Below are 13915 nucleotides of genomic sequence, written 5' to 3'. Positions count from 1 at the left end.
TTAAGCCGGTGTGGTGGACCACTTCAACAGGGCCGCTCCCCACGTCAGACCGCCGCCGAAGCCGACGAGGACGACGTTGTCGCCTTCTTTCAAGCGCCCCTCCTCCACCGCTTCGTCCAGCGCGACGGGGATGGAAGCGGACGACATGTTGCCGTAGCGGTCCAGGTTGATCGCCACTTTGTCCTCCGACAGGCCGAAGCGCTGGATGGCCGCGTCGATGATCCGCTTGTTGGCCTGGTGGGGAACCAGCAGGTCGATCGCTTCCTTCGGCGTCCCCGACTTCTCCAGGACCGCTTCCGTCGCCGAATTCATGACGCGGACGGCAAATTTGAACACTTCACTGCCGGTCATCGAGATGTAGTGCAGGTTTTTTTCCACCGATTCGCTGGAGGCCGGAATCCGCGAACCGCCCGCAGGCTGACACAGGAGCGGTCCGCCGGAACCGTCCGCGCCCAGCTCAAACGCCTGGAATCCGAAGCCCTCGCCCACCGGTCCGAGCAGGGCCGCACCGGCGCCGTCGCCAAACAGCACGCAGGTGTTGCGGTCCTTGTAGTTCGTGATCTTGGACAGGGTTTCCACCCCGACGACGAGCACGTAACGGTACATTCCGTTGGCAATGAACTGGCTGCCCGTGGCGATCCCGTAGAGGAACCCGGTGCAGGCCGCCGATACGTCCAGCGCGGCCGCTCGGGAAGCGCCCAGCTTCTCCTGCAGGATGCAGGCGGTCGAAGGGAACATCATGTCGGGCGTAACGGTGGCGACGATGATCATGTCCAGCTCTTCCGGACTGATCTTGGCTTTCGCCAGCGCTTTTTTGGCCGCTTCGTACGCCAGATCGGACGACGCCTGATCCGGTGCGCTGATGCGGCGCTCGCGGATTCCGGTGCGAGTGACGATCCACTCATCTGACGTTTCTACCATTTTTTCCAGGTCAAAATTGGTCAACACCCTCTCCGGCGTGTAGGAACCTGTCGCCAAAATCCCTACGGGGCGCAATTCCTTCATTGGTTTCACTCGCTTTCTCCCGATTTGTTTTTCTGCAGTGCGTCTTGAATAAACCCGTTCACATCCTCAGCCACAAAGCGGACGGCGCTGGCAATCGCGTTTTTGATCGCGCGCTCGTCGGACGATCCGTGCGCCTTGATCACGGGCCGGCGCAGACCCAACAGCGGAGCGCCGCCGTATTCGGCGTAATCCATCCGCTGCTTGAAGCGGACCAGGCTCGGTTTCAACATGGCCGCACCTACTTTATTAATCAGGCTGGAAGTAAACTCCTGCTTGAGCACGGAAAAGATCGTGGAAGCCGTGCCTTCCATCGCCTTCAACAGCACGTTGCCGACAAAGCCGTCGCAGACCAGCACGTCGCACGCTCCCTGCATCACGTCGCGCGCTTCGACGTTGCCGACGAAGTGCAGGTCGGCCTGGGCCAGCAGCGGAAAGACGGCCTTGGTCAGTTCGTTCCCCTTGCCCTCTTCGGTCCCGACGTTCAAGAGACCGACCGTCGGGCGTTCGAAGCCGAGCACTTTTTCCGCGTACAGGCTGCCCATCACGGCGTATTGGAAGAGATGATGGGACTTGGCGTCCATGTTGGCTCCCACGTCAAGCGTCAGCGTCGCCCTCCCCTTGATATTGGGGATAAACGCCGCCAGCGCCGGCCGCTCGATGCCTTCCATACGTCCCGCGTACAACAGGCCGGCCGTCATCAACGCTCCCGTATTGCCCGCCGAAATGGCCGCGTCCACTTTTCCTTCCCGGGCCAGTTCGACGGCCACCACGAGCGACGCCCCTTTTTTGCGCCGGACGGCCCGTACCGGTTCGTCGTCCGGTTCAATGACTTCTGACGCCGGGTGGATTTCCAATCCTGCAGGAAGCTCCCCCGGAAGTTCGCGTCGAATCGCCTGCTCGTCGCCGACCAGCACCACCTCAAGCGACGAATCCTCCCTGACTGCCTGCAAAGCGCCCAGCACCGTGCTGCGCGGCGCGTTGTCGCCTCCCATCGCATCCAATGCAATTCGCAACCGTGTCTCCTCCTTATGCTGTCATCCATTTCGCTTTGCGACATCGGACATGCCGACGACGCGGAACGTGGCGGTAAAGACCAGCTCTCCCTGCACCTTGGTCTCCACCCGCACTTTGCATTCGTCCCCGTTTCGGCTGCGCACAACGGCCTTGGCCACCAGCTTTTCCCCCAGCCGGACCGGACGGACAAAGCGGATGCGGGCAGAGGCGGTCAGCGCCACGTCGGCGTCGATGACCGCCACCGCCAGCGAGTTGGCCTGGGCGAATATGTAGTGTCCACGGGCGATTTGCGTCCGTGCAAAGACATGTTCTTCCTTGATTTCCAACACGGAGATGGCCTGTACGTCGAGCTGCAGGTCGACAATTTCCCCGATCACTTCGTCAATCCCCAGCGATTTGACCGGGTCCAGGCTCCTTTCCGCCACCGACTTGATCCGCTCCCGCAGTTCCGGGATGCCCAGCTCCAGGCGGTCCAACCGTATTGTTTGAATGCTGACCTGAAACAACTCTGCCAGATCCTCGTCAGTGGCGAAGGGATTTTCCTGAAGCGTCTGCACCAAACGGGTCTGGCGGTCTTTCTTTGGCAAGCGGGCGATGGGTAACACCCCCTCGGCGTCCGTATTCGATCTCATAAGTTGCGAGCAGTTTTTAATACCAGGTACTAATCAAGTATAAGGGAGAAGCAGCGGAATGACAAGCGAAGATCGCCGCAGTCGGCAAAAACGGGAAAGATGTCCCCCGTCAATAGATGCGCTTGATCACCTCTTCGATGCTCGGCTCCTTCATGCAGATGTCCAGCGGCTCTCCCCACTTAGCCACTTCCGCCAGCAGGCGGGGGGACGAGGTTTTCCCCTTGTCGAAATACACCGTCACTTCGCAGCCGCTCCGCTCGATCCGCTCCACGCCTTCCGGAAGCGGGATGTCGCCGGGCTGTGTGCGATACTCCACGTGAATCACGCTGGGCAGCCCGATTTGCGCCCGCAGGTCGGCGATGCTTCCGTCCATGATCTTCTTCGCGTGGTTGATGACGATGATCCGGTCGCAGAGCTGCTCGATGTCGTCCATGTCGTGCGTCGTCAGCACAAACGATTCGCGTACGGGCAGATCCCACCAGAGCTGCGTCCGCTGGCCAAAGACGACGCCGATCCGGCCGGCCACCTGGATTCGCTGGGTCTGCGGACTGTACCCCGCCACCCGGATGCTGCCGGCGGACGGATGGAGAATGCCGGCCAGCATTTTGATCGTCGTCGACTTCCCCGCTCCGTTCGGCCCGATGTACCCGACGAACTCTCCCTCGCCGACGGTAAAGGAGATGTCGTCCACCGCTTTCCGCTCCACCCGCTCGCGGCTGAACAGCGCGCGCAGCGAAGCCAGCGGCCCCGTTTTGGGCGCGGGGAGAAAAAACGATTTGCTGACGTTTTTCGCTTCAATCATCTCGCATCCCACCTAGCTTCCCGTACTGTGGTAGGCGCCCGAATGCCCCTGTTCCAGAAGCGCACCGCGACAAACACCGACGCCGCCGCGACCAGCGGCGTCAGGAGCGGATCATACCAGTCTCCGCCCTTGCCGAGAAGGTAGCGCATCGGCACGTAGTTGACAAAGGCGACCGGGATTACGGAAAAGAACAGCCCCTTCAGCCACCCCGGATAAAGACTGACGGGATAGTTGGACGCGTTGGCCGGGGCGTAGAGGGTAAACGTCTGCAGGTCCTTGGTCTGGTGCGTCCAGAAGCAGAGGGTCGCGGTCGCAAGCGAGAGGGCAAAAAAGATCGCGCTGCCCGACAGCAGCGCCACGGGCGCGTACAGCACGACGTCCCACACCGGCTTCCCCTGTGCGTGCAGCCCGGCGACGGCGACGCCAAAAACAACGAGCCCCTGCACAATCCCGCCGATGCACCCCAGCTCCAGGTTTCGCGTCAGTAGCAGCGCGAGCGGCGAGAGGGGGCGGATCAGCAGTTGATCCAGTTCGCCCTGCAGCACATACCGTTCAAACTCGTGCAGTTCCGGCGCGAACAGCCGGTAGCACCCCGGCGAACGGCAGATACGGGGCGATCTCCCCCAGCACGCCCGGCAGCAGATCGACGGGGATCATCTGTCCGCCGATGCCGAGCACAAGCGACATGAGAATGTAGTGAGCCCAGCGGATTTCCGTCGTCCAGAAGGAGGTGATCCCGACCAGGTAAAAGAGGAGCAGTCCCAGATAGACGGCCAGGCACAGGGACAATGCGGTCCACAGCCAGACAGCCGGATGCGTTGGCAGCCGGAATCCGACCGCGATCCCCAGGACAAGGCCGATGGGCACGCTGCGGAAACAGGCGTTGTAGGCGATTCTGCCCAGCTCGTGACTGAGGACGTAGAGCATGTAGTTGATCGGCCGGATCAAATCCAGGCTGACGGCACTGCTTCTCACTCCCGTCTGAATGCCCAGTCCGGGGGAAAGAAACACGCTCACCCACAGCACGCATTGACACAGGCTGATGTAGGCGGCCATCGTCCGGATGTCGTACGGGCTGCTCGCTTCCTTTCCCGCCAGCACCCCGCCCAGATGGCGATGTAGACCAGCCCGAAGATCGCGCTTGCCAGATTGTTGACCAGATGTGACAGACGATACTGAAGATTGCGTCGATAACTGCTGCGGACAATGCGCCAGTAAACCATCCGATCCCCCCTCGACACAGCGTCGGCGGCTTGCAAACAAATGTGAAGCCTCCACAGAGAGTCAGAGGAACGATTTTACCAACATGAGGAAAAGGTGTCAACGGGAAATGCTGCGGAGGACGAATCTTCCCAACTGCGAACGGAATGGTTTCTATCGAACTCCTGCGGAGATGAATCCATGGAAAAGGGAAGCCCCGTAAGAGAGCTTCCCTTGATAAATTTGCCTGCTGTCACGCTGGTTCACCCGATCACGCCAGCCAGACAAAGTTTATCCCCGCCTTTAGTCCGATTCATTCCGAACCGGTTACGATCAGTTCCACTTCATGGACGCGGAGCGCCTCGGCGATCTCCTGTTCGGGGGCGCGGTCCGTCACGATCAGATCAATCCGGCCCAGGTCGGCGATCCGGTACAGCATGCTGCGCCCAAACTTGGAATGGTCGGCGAGAACGATTACCTGGTCCGCGCGCTTCATCATTTCCTTGATGAGAAACCCGTGCTCCTCCGAGGTGGAAACCAGCCCCGACGCCGTTATTCCACAGGCGCCCACGAGCAGTTTGTCCACATGGTAATCGGCGAGCATCTCCACCGCTCTCGAGCCGTACACGTACCGTCCTTCGGCGTGCACGTCTCCGCCCAACTGCTTTACTTGGATGCCTGGTCGTCCAGCCAAGAGCGCAGCCGTTTCAAACGAATTGGTAATGACCACATGGCCCGTCGTTTTCATGCATTCCGCCGCAAACTGGACAGTGGTGGAGGCATCCATCAGCAGGTAGTCCCCGTCTTTCATGAGGCGGGCGGCCGCCTCGCCGATCTTCCGCTTCCCGCTTACGTCCATCTGCAGCCGTTCCTGGTAGCTGTAGTCCTTCTTGGAGAGCGTTGGCAGGATCGCGCCGCCGCGCGTCCGCAAGATGGCTCCCCGCTCCTCCAGCTTGACGATGTCGCGCCTGGCCGTATCGCGGGATACGCCGAAGTGTTCCACAATCTCCTGCACGCTGATGCGCCGATGTTGTTCCAGATGCCGCATAATCGCGGCCAGCCTCTCTTCCTGATACATCCAGGGTTCAACTCCGTCCATTCGTCGGCCTTATTCTTCTACTTTCATTGTAAGCGATGTACGGCAAACACACAAGTAAAAACAAGTGTTTGTAAGTAAATATAAGCGATATTACTTGGAACGTGGATGTTTTTCCGCGTTTTCAAGGAGACCTTGTGCGGAATCGGGCATGGACCTCGCGCGAATACGGGGCATGAACGACAAGAGCCGGGACCTCCGGCTTCTCCCGTCCCCCAAAATGAAAAAAGCAAGGTGATTTCTCACCCTGCTTTTTCTTACTTCGCTACTTTTACACCTTTATAGTGTCCGCAGCTCGGGCAAACGCGATGCGCAAGCTTGTATTCGCCACAGTTATCGCATTTGATCATGCCTGGAATCTCTAATTTGAAGTGCGTACGACGCATTCTTTTACGGGTTTTGGAAGTTCTCCGCTGAGGTACTGCCATCTTCCTTACACCTCCTTCAACTGGCAAATGCTAAGAAGCTCTATTGGGTGGATGGTAAAGGCGCGAACGCTTCCGCCATCCTTCAAAAATGAGACGCTCGATCGACGGATCGGCTGTCCCATCTTGAAAACATAAGCATTACTTGCTGTCTTTGAAGAAGTCAGCCAGTCCGGCCAAACGCGGATCGATCCGCTCGTTTTTGCACTCGCACGCCTGCTCGTTCCGATTCACTCCGCACGTGGGACACAGTCCTTTGCAGTCTTCCTCGCACAGGGGAAAGGCGGGCATGGCGAGCAGGAAATCTTCCTGCAGCAGCGGGTCCAGTTCGATCTCGTCGCCTTCCAGCGGCAGAATGTCGCTTTCTTCGTCCTCCCCCTCCGCAGAATCGGCAGGGGCGAAGGTTTCCGCAAAAGGCACGGCCGTGTGCCGGGTAAAAGGCTTCAGGCATCGCGCGCAGACAAAGTCCACGTCCGACTTCATCTCGCCTTTCACGTAGTAGAGGTTGCCCAGCTTGGCTGCCTCGCCGCTCGCTTCGACAGGGGTCAGCCCGCGAATCTCCTGATGGCGGCGCTTCAGCTCGTCGGCGTCCAGCGTCAGCCGAAACGGCAGCGGCTCACCTTTTCGATGGTCCAAATCGTTTACTTTGATGTTCACACCTTTTCACCTCAAGCACAACAAGGATGATTATAGCCTTTGCCCTTTGCTTTGTCAACCAATTTTCCTTGACAGCTCATCCGCATTACGAGCCTTTCGGTTTTTGCGCCTTGAGGAAAGCCAGCGCGTCGTCCACGGTTTTGACCGGGACCACCCGCATCCGGGACCCGATCCGCTTGGCCGTCGCCAGCGCTTCCTGGTAATTGGACACCGGCCCCTCGGCGTCGTCCGGCGCAAAAAAAATGTCGGCTCCCGCCTGGTCCGCGGCCACGACCTTGTGGTTGATGCCGCCGATTCGGCCAACCGAACCGTCCGGCGAGATCGTACCGGTCCCGGCGATCTTGTATCCCCGCGTCAGGTCGATCTCCTTGTTCAACTGGTCGTAAATCTCCAGCGTCATCATCAGCCCCGCCGAGGGACCGCCGATGCCTTGGGCAGTGATGCTGACCCGCTTCGGGACGATGATCTCTTGTTTGTTGTCGGGACGGATGCCGAGGCCGGGCGTTTTGGAATCAGGCAGCGGTGCCAGGGCCAGCTTGCGCTTTTCCTCCCTGCCGTCGCGGATCAGCGTCACTTCCACCTGGTCGCCCGCCTTTTTGGTCGACAGGTAGTGGAGCAGATCCTTGGCTTCGCGCGTCGGTCGGCCGTCCACCGCCACGATCACGTCGCCGATCTGCAGCACGTTTTTCGCCGGCATGCCCTCGATCGTGCCCATCACCCAAACGCCCTGGTTCTCGATCTTCACATCGTATCCGGCCAGGCGGAACGCGACGGCTTCCGCGATCTTCTGGGAGTTGTCCATCACGGCCAGCTCCCGTTTCGTAAAGTCTTCGTTGCTCTCGCCGCTGCCGACTACCAGTTCCTTTTTCATCAGCTCCGCGTCGGGAGACAGATGGGCGTAGAGATACCAGGCGAGATTGGCCTCTCCCATCCTGACCGTCGTCAACATGAACGCCCCTGATTCGTCCTTTTTCCCGCCCTCGACGTCAATCATCGGGGCCAGTTCAATGGCGGAACCGGGCCGCGTCACATAGTACGGAGTCGGCACGAAAAACACCATCCCCAACAGGACGACGGCCAGCACAAACAGCCAGGGAATGGAATGTGCCCCCCGGCCCGTCCGGTTGCGCGTAATCAGCCTCTCCTCACTCATTGCTTTGCCTCCCAGTCGGCGATCAATTCCTTGATCCGTTCCACAGAGTCCAGTCCGGCGCGTTCGCCGAGGGCGATAATCTCCTCCACGCCGGTGTACGCGATACTGCTATAGTGTCCAACATCGGGACGGATTACGAGATCGGCAGCCAAAATCTGATGCCGCAGAATCTCCCGCTCCATGACGTCGATCGTCTGGGCGATCACGTCAAAAATCGTGGTGACCTTCATCGGCGTGTCAAACTGGGCGACATCGACGGCGATGACGAGATCGGCCCCCATGTCGCGAATGACCGTGATCGGCACCCGATCGATGACCCCGCCGTCCACCAGCAGGCGGTCTCCCACCCGTTCGGGTACAAAAATGCCCGGGATGGAAATGCTCGCCCGAACGGCCTGATCCACCGGCCCCTCCCGAAAGACGACTCGTTCCCCCGTCTCGATGTCGGTGGCGACGACAGCCAGCTCTTTGGGCAGTTCTTCGATGCGTTTGCCATGGGTCAGCAGGCGGATCAACTGCTTGATTTTTTCGCCCGCGACGAACCCCAGACTGGGAACGGTCAGATCCAGCCAATGTTTTCGCTTCAGGTTCAGCGCCAGTTTTTCCATCATGTGAGGCTCGATGCCGTTGGCGTACACGGCGGCGATCAAGCTGCCCATGCTGCTTCCGGCCAGCATGTCAACTTCGATGCCGTTTGCCTCCAGTGCCTTCAGCACACCGATGTGGGCAAAGCCTCGGGCTCCTCCCGAGCCGAGCGCCAGTCCCACTTTCGGTTTGCGCGTTGTTCCCATGCGCCACTCCCCCTCTCACAAACGTATGCAGGGTACCGCCGATCCTTTCGGACAAAGCAGACGGGCGGAGCATAGTTTTTGGTTCGGTCACGTAGACATGTACTATCTCGGCCGGTCGCCGGTCTTGCCACGCCGCCCATGAGCACTGCGGCACCACCATCGCCGGCTGCAGGGCCCGCCGGGGTTTCCCATTGCTCATTCGCTGGTATAGGAGGTAGCTATGTCGCGCCGCTCTCTGTTTCTTACGCTGCTGTTCGCCTTGTCGGCGATTGCCCTCGTCGTCATTTTGGTGTCGCACCCGCAGACGTCGTTTGAGGCGGCGCTCCGCGGCTTGAAAATCTGGTGGGAGGTGGTGTTTCCCTCCACCCTGCCCTTTATCGTTCTCTCCGAGATTCTGATGGGCGTCGGTGTCGTCCACTTCGCCGGCGTCCTCCTGGAACCGCTGATGCGTCCGCTCTTCAACGTACCGGGGACGGGCGGCTTCGTCCTGACGATGGGCTTTGCCTCCGGCTATCCCGTGGCGGCTAAGCTGACGACCCGCTTGCGGGAACAGGGCAGCGTGACCCAGGCGGAAGGAGAACGGCTCGTGTCGTTTACCACGACAGGGGACCCGCTTTTCGTCATCGGCGCGGTCGCCATCGGCTTTTTTCACAGCGAGCAGATCGGGGTCGTCCTCGCGTTCAGCCATTATGTCTCAGCCGTCCTGATCGGGCTCATGTACCGCTTTTACGCACCGTACGCTCCCTTGAGCAAGCCGCTGGAAAAAAACAGGCTTCCCCTGCCGCTCCGCGCGCTGCAGGCGATGCATCGGGCGCGTCTGCGCGACCGCCGACCGTTTGGCCGACTGATGGGGGAAGCGGTCCAGTCCGCCCTGCACACCCTGTTGATGATCGGCGGCTTCATTATCGTCTTTTCCGTCCTGATTCAGCTTTTCGCCACCATCAACCTGACCCGGTTTCTCAGCAGCCTGCTGGCGGTGCTGCTCGGTCCGCTCGGTCTGCCGCCCGCCCTCTCCAACGGGATCATCGCCGGTCTCTTCGAGGTCACGCTTGGCGCACAGGCCGCGAGTGAAGTCCCCGCATCCGTCCCGATGATCTGGCAGGCGGCCATCGCCAGCGCGGTCATCTCCTGGGGCGGCTTGAGCGTGCATGCCCAGGTGGCCAGCATCCTCGGCCAGACGGATCTCAGGGTGGCGCCGTACCTGCTCGCCCGCGCGATTCACGCGGCCCTTTCGGCGGCGCTCACCTTTTTGGCGTGGGAACCGCTCACCGCATCTTCCTGGTTCAGGGGAAGCAGCGTCCCGGTCTTTCTGCCGTCCACGTCCGGGATTCCGGTCATGGGCTGGTGGGATACCCTGCTTCACTCCGGACTGATCGCCGTCGTGATTCTCGCCGCATTGGCCCTGCTCAGCCTGCTCGTGCGCCTCGCCAGCAGGCACCAGACACATTGATCGCTCAGGATTGTGCGGCAAATTTGACGCGCAGCGCACGCTCCACGACGGGCGGCACCAGGTCGCTCACGTCGGCGCCGTACCGGGCCAGTTCCTTGACGATGCTGGAACTGAGAAAGGAATAGCGATGGCTCGTCATCATGAACAGCGTCTCGACATGATCATCCAGCTTCTTGTTGATGGAAGCCATCTGCATCTCGTACTCAAAATCGCTGACGGCCCGCAGTCCGCGAATCACCGCCCGCGCCTGACGCTGGCGGACGTAGTCGATCAAAAGGCCGTTGAAGGATTCCACTTCCACGTTGGCCAGGCCGGCCGTCGCCTCGCGCAGCAGTTCGATGCGTTCTTCCACACTGAACAGGGACTGTTTCTTGGCGTTGATCAACACCGCGACGATCACCTTGTCAAAGATTTTGGCCCCGCGGGAGATGATGTCGAGGTGTCCGTTCGTCACGGGATCAAAACTGCCTGGGCATACTGCGATGGTCATGAGATGGATGCCTCTCCTTCCGACGCCGTTTGCTCGGCGTGATCGTGTTCTTCCAGCTCGTGGGCATAGAGCGTGACCGTCGTCTCCCCGTAGGTGGCGACGCGCTCCACTACACAGCGGCCAATCGTTTCCGGCAGGCGGATGGCGCTGTCGTGTTCCGCCACGATCCACGCCCCGTCCGCAAGCAGTCCCAATTCCTGCATGACGCGGAGGTCTTCGGCAATGTTTTGCTGGGCGTACGGCGGGTCGAGAAAGACCAGGTCAAACGCGACGCCGCGTTTCCCCAGTGCCTTCAGCGCCCGGGAAGCATCCGTGCGGTACAGCTCGGAACGGTCTTCCAGCCGGCAGGCGGCGATGTTTTGCTTGACGACCGCATGCGCTTTTGCGTCCCGTTCCACGAAAACGGCCCGTTCCGCTCCCCTGCTGAGCGCTTCGATCCCCAGCCCGCCGGTTCCGGCATAGAGATCCAGGGCCCAGCCGCCGGAAAAGTACGGGCCGATCATATTGAAAATGGATTCCTTCACCTTGTCGGTCGTGGGCCGCGTGCCTTTGCCGGGGACGGCCAACAGCCTGCGCCCCTTGTGTTCACCTGCGATGACTCGCATAATGCCTCACCTTTGTATGTATGGAGAATGAGAATGATTTCATACTAACACAACCGGTCTGCCGCGTAAAATTGTGCCGTGGAAAAAAATTGCGCCGTCCATGTATAAGAGCTGGAAGGTCTGGCAAAGAATATGGATAGCGACGCAACGGTGTCGCTGACAACCGCGGAGAAGACTTACGTTTCCCCATAAGCTCTTCCTCCGGTTTCTCCTCTCCCATAATTGAAAGGCGGTTTACTTTGGCGCGCTGCGTGTCTGATAGGAACATGCCGTGCCCAATCTCCCTTGGGGAGAAGTTAAACCGCTGCCTCATCGCCAATGGCGGTGGGGTATTTTTTTGTGTTCCGGGCGGCACACTATTCGAAAAAGGAGGCGGACCCCATGGCAGAAAAACGGCCGTCGAAGCAAAAACAGGAAGCCTCTGCCGCCCAGTCCCTCGCCGACCGCACCGGCGTCGGCACGGAAGCGGCGCGCCGCATGCAGTCGGAAGCCGACCAGTCTGATGTGACCAAACACGGGCAGTAAATGACGGAAAGCCAGCCGTGATGAGAAACGGCTGGCTTTGTATCGGAATCGGCTGGATGATGAAGCAGCGCAGCCGGGGATGTGCCTTGCGCCGGGCGTTGTCAGGACTGTTCCCACGCGTAAACGTGCACCTGTTTCTCCCTGATGACAATCTCTTTTTCCCGGATCATTCCGATCTTTTGGGCAACTCGTACGGATGCGGCGTTTCCCGGTTGAATCAGGCAGATCAATCTCCTCAGCCCTTTCGCCGCTGCCGCGTACTCGCGAAACGCTCTCGCCGCTTCGGACGCGTAGCCGTTTCCCCAGTATTCCTTCGCCATCCAGTAACCGATCTCCGTCTCCGGCTTCCCGTCCACCGTCTGCGGCACCAGTCCCGCATGGCCGATGGGCCGCATATCCTGTTTCCGCACCGCCACCATCAGCCCCAGGCCGGAAGCGTAGGACCGCTGCACCCAATCGTAAAAGCGGGCGACCTCTTCATCCGTTCTCGGCCTGCCGTGCCCGATGAAGCGGACCACGTCCGGGTCTTTCAGCAGACAAGCAAGAAAAGGAAGATCGTCCGGGCAATACGGGCGAAAAAACAATCGGTCGGTTTCCAGCATGCGAAATAACACTCCTCCTGTTATGGCCGGGCGTGCACCTCCCCTGCTCACCGCGATGTGCAGGTGGGCGCTGTTACTGGTTGGCCACCGCTTTTTTGAGCAGGCGAATATCCGTGTCGTGCTCTTTCACCAATTCCTGCAAATCGCGAATGACGCCCTCCGACTCCGTGTTACGAGCGACCTGCGCTTTGATCAGCACCACCTGGTCCTTGATCTCGCGCAAGTCGCTTTCGATGATGTCCAAGCGGTGCTCAAACCGGTCCATTCGCTGCTCAAGCCCGCCGATCCGCTGCTCAAGCCCGCCGATCCGTTCGTCCAGCCCTCTCAACTGCTGCCCCAATCCCGCGATCATGCTTTTCAACTCTTCCATCGCTCTCCCCCTTTTGCTTTCACTGTACAAAAAGAAAGCATGCCTTGTCGAGCAAAATGACCTGCATTTCCCTCCCGCTCGCTGACTCGTAGTGCAAATACTACGGACAGCAAACCCTGACAGGAGGTCTGACATGCACACGGTCTGGAAAGGTTCGATCAGCTTTGGCCTGGTCAATATCCCGGTGCGGATGCATACCGCGACGGAAGAGCGGGACATCCGCTTTCGCCAGCTTCACAGCGAGTGCCACACGCCGATCAAGTACGCCAAAATGTGCCCGCACTGCCAGCGGGAAGTGGACGCGTCGGAGATCGTGCGGGGATTTGAATACGAAAAGGGCAACTTCGTGATCATTCGCGACGAGGATCTGGAAGCGATTGCCCCGGAAACGCGGAAAGCGATCGAGATCCTCGATTTTGTCGATCTGAACGAAATCGACCCGGTTTACTTTGACAAAAGCTATTTTCTCTCCCCCCAGGACACCGGAGAAAAAGCGTACGCCCTGCTCCGGGCAGCGATGGAAGAAACGGGGAAAATTGCCGTTGCCCGCTTGACGATGCGCAACCGCCAAAGTCTGGCGGTGGTCCGGCTGTACGAACACTGCATCATGCTGGAAACCATCTTTTATCCCGACGAGGTTCGCCCCGTCTCACAGGTGCCGTCGCTTCCCGAAGCGGACGTCCCGCTGGCTGACAACGAGCTGAAGATGGCGGCGGAGCTGATCCGCAACATGACGACGCCGTTTGATCCGGCCAAGTACAAAGACGAATACCGCAGCCAACTGCAGGCGATGATCGAGAACAAGCGGAAAGGAGAGGAAGTGGCTGTCGCTCCGGCGGCTCCACGCGCCAACGTGATCGATTTGATGCAGGCGTTGAAGGAGAGTCTCGCCGCAACCGGCGGCGCGTCTGCTCCCGCCAAGCTGGAGCCGGAGCCGACGCCGGCCGCGCCCGCCAAAAAACGGACGGCGGCGCGCAAAGAGCCCTCTCAGGAGCCGGCCGCCGGCGCCACCACGACGACCACCAAGAAACTGAGGCGCAAAAAGGCGAAGTCGTCCTGATCCGCTGCATGTCCGTATTCCCTAGTAGAAAGGATGAG

General features: G+C 59.9%; 18 protein-coding genes. 3 read left to right on the top strand and 15 right to left on the bottom strand.

The window, feature by feature from the left end:
• The 11 genes from M516_RS0116865 to M516_RS0116820 all read right to left on the bottom strand — a co-directional run bounded on the left by M516_RS0116865 (window position 1) and on the right by M516_RS0116820 (window position 8775).
• Entirely contained in the window at window positions 1-1005 is a 1005-nt protein-coding gene (locus tag M516_RS0116865; RefSeq protein WP_029100161.1) for a beta-ketoacyl-ACP synthase III, read from the bottom strand.
• A 5-nt stretch (window positions 1006-1010) separates the two neighbouring features.
• On the bottom strand, window positions 1011-2018 hold the full coding sequence (gene plsX, locus M516_RS0116860) for a phosphate acyltransferase PlsX (RefSeq protein WP_029100160.1): 1008 nt from the start codon (window positions 2016-2018) through the stop codon (window positions 1011-1013).
• Between the two features lie 21 nt (window positions 2019-2039).
• Complete coding sequence (fapR, locus tag M516_RS0116855; RefSeq protein ID WP_029100159.1) at window positions 2040-2624, bottom strand: transcription factor FapR; 585 nt, start codon at window positions 2622-2624, stop codon at window positions 2040-2042.
• A 136-nt stretch (window positions 2625-2760) separates the two neighbouring features.
• Window positions 2761-3453, bottom strand: a complete 693-nt coding sequence (locus M516_RS0116850; RefSeq protein ID WP_029100158.1) for an ATP-binding cassette domain-containing protein — start codon at window positions 3451-3453, stop codon at window positions 2761-2763.
• On the bottom strand, window positions 3450-3998 hold the full coding sequence (locus tag M516_RS23735; protein ID WP_051188261.1) for an ABC-2 family transporter protein: 549 nt from the start codon (window positions 3996-3998) through the stop codon (window positions 3450-3452). The genes M516_RS0116850 and M516_RS23735 overlap by 4 nt, the downstream gene beginning before the upstream one ends.
• Window positions 3999-4005: 7 nt before the next feature.
• Complete coding sequence (locus tag M516_RS23730; protein ID WP_238550990.1) at window positions 4006-4554, bottom strand: ABC-2 family transporter protein; 549 nt, start codon at window positions 4552-4554, stop codon at window positions 4006-4008.
• Window positions 4555-4966: 412 nt separating this feature from the next.
• Window positions 4967-5731: a DeoR/GlpR family DNA-binding transcription regulator gene (locus M516_RS0116835; RefSeq protein ID WP_029100157.1), complete on the bottom strand. Its 765-nt coding sequence runs from the start codon at window positions 5729-5731 to the stop codon at window positions 4967-4969.
• A gap of 275 nt (window positions 5732-6006) precedes the next feature.
• Window positions 6007-6177 carry a 50S ribosomal protein L32 gene (gene rpmF, locus M516_RS24925; RefSeq protein ID WP_081656575.1) on the bottom strand — a complete coding sequence of 57 codons (171 nt, stop codon included), beginning with the start codon at window positions 6175-6177 and terminating at the stop codon, window positions 6007-6009.
• A gap of 138 nt (window positions 6178-6315) precedes the next feature.
• Complete coding sequence (locus M516_RS0116830) at window positions 6316-6831, bottom strand: YceD family protein (RefSeq protein WP_029100156.1); 516 nt, start codon at window positions 6829-6831, stop codon at window positions 6316-6318.
• 85 nt (window positions 6832-6916) lie between these two features.
• The gene (locus M516_RS0116825) at window positions 6917-7984 is read right to left on the bottom strand and encodes a SepM family pheromone-processing serine protease (protein ID WP_029100155.1); all 1068 of its coding nucleotides are present in this window, start codon (window positions 7982-7984) and stop codon (window positions 6917-6919) included.
• Window positions 7981-8775 carry a patatin-like phospholipase family protein gene (locus M516_RS0116820; protein ID WP_029100154.1) on the bottom strand — a complete coding sequence of 265 codons (795 nt, stop codon included), beginning with the start codon at window positions 8773-8775 and terminating at the stop codon, window positions 7981-7983. Before M516_RS0116820 ends, M516_RS0116825 begins: the two co-directional genes overlap by 4 nt.
• A gap of 220 nt (window positions 8776-8995) precedes the next feature.
• Here M516_RS0116820 and ylbJ point away from each other — a divergent pair, with 220 nt between their 5' ends.
• Window positions 8996-10225, top strand: coding sequence for a sporulation integral membrane protein YlbJ (gene ylbJ, locus M516_RS0116815; protein WP_029100153.1), 1230 nt, complete (start codon window positions 8996-8998; stop codon window positions 10223-10225).
• Window positions 10226-10229: 4 nt separating this feature from the next.
• Here ylbJ and coaD read toward each other — a convergent pair whose 3' ends face one another.
• Window positions 10230-10715: a pantetheine-phosphate adenylyltransferase gene (gene coaD / locus M516_RS0116810; RefSeq protein ID WP_029100152.1), complete on the bottom strand. Its 486-nt coding sequence runs from the start codon at window positions 10713-10715 to the stop codon at window positions 10230-10232.
• The gene (gene rsmD, locus M516_RS23725; protein ID WP_051188260.1) at window positions 10712-11320 is read right to left on the bottom strand and encodes a 16S rRNA (guanine(966)-N(2))-methyltransferase RsmD; all 609 of its coding nucleotides are present in this window, start codon (window positions 11318-11320) and stop codon (window positions 10712-10714) included. The genes coaD and rsmD overlap by 4 nt, the downstream gene beginning before the upstream one ends.
• 381 nt (window positions 11321-11701) lie before the next feature.
• On the opposite strand from rsmD, the gene M516_RS25705 reads away from it, so the two are divergent.
• Window positions 11702-11845 carry a hypothetical protein gene (locus M516_RS25705; protein WP_176703238.1) on the top strand — a complete coding sequence of 48 codons (144 nt, stop codon included), beginning with the start codon at window positions 11702-11704 and terminating at the stop codon, window positions 11843-11845.
• A gap of 101 nt (window positions 11846-11946) precedes the next feature.
• On the opposite strand, the gene M516_RS0116795 is transcribed toward M516_RS25705, so the two are convergent.
• Both M516_RS0116795 and M516_RS23715 read right to left on the bottom strand, forming a co-directional pair.
• On the bottom strand, window positions 11947-12447 hold the full coding sequence (locus M516_RS0116795; protein ID WP_029100151.1) for a GNAT family N-acetyltransferase: 501 nt from the start codon (window positions 12445-12447) through the stop codon (window positions 11947-11949).
• A gap of 73 nt (window positions 12448-12520) precedes the next feature.
• Window positions 12521-12817 carry a hypothetical protein gene (locus M516_RS23715; protein ID WP_035289960.1) on the bottom strand — a complete coding sequence of 99 codons (297 nt, stop codon included), beginning with the start codon at window positions 12815-12817 and terminating at the stop codon, window positions 12521-12523.
• Window positions 12818-12950: 133 nt separating this feature from the next.
• Between M516_RS23715 and ku the strand changes: the two genes are divergently transcribed.
• The gene (gene ku, locus M516_RS0116785) at window positions 12951-13877 is read left to right on the top strand and encodes a non-homologous end joining protein Ku (protein ID WP_029100150.1); all 927 of its coding nucleotides are present in this window, start codon (window positions 12951-12953) and stop codon (window positions 13875-13877) included.
• Window positions 13878-13915 lie beyond the last annotated feature (38 nt).

Origin of the sequence: Brevibacillus thermoruber 423 (genome assembly GCF_000454065.1) — a bacterium.
In the GTDB taxonomy this organism is placed as follows: Bacteria; Bacillota; Bacilli; order Brevibacillales; family Brevibacillaceae; genus Brevibacillus; species Brevibacillus thermoruber.
Note: the sequence above shows the minus strand (reverse complement) of the source record. Positions and strands in the feature narration are given on the sequence as shown.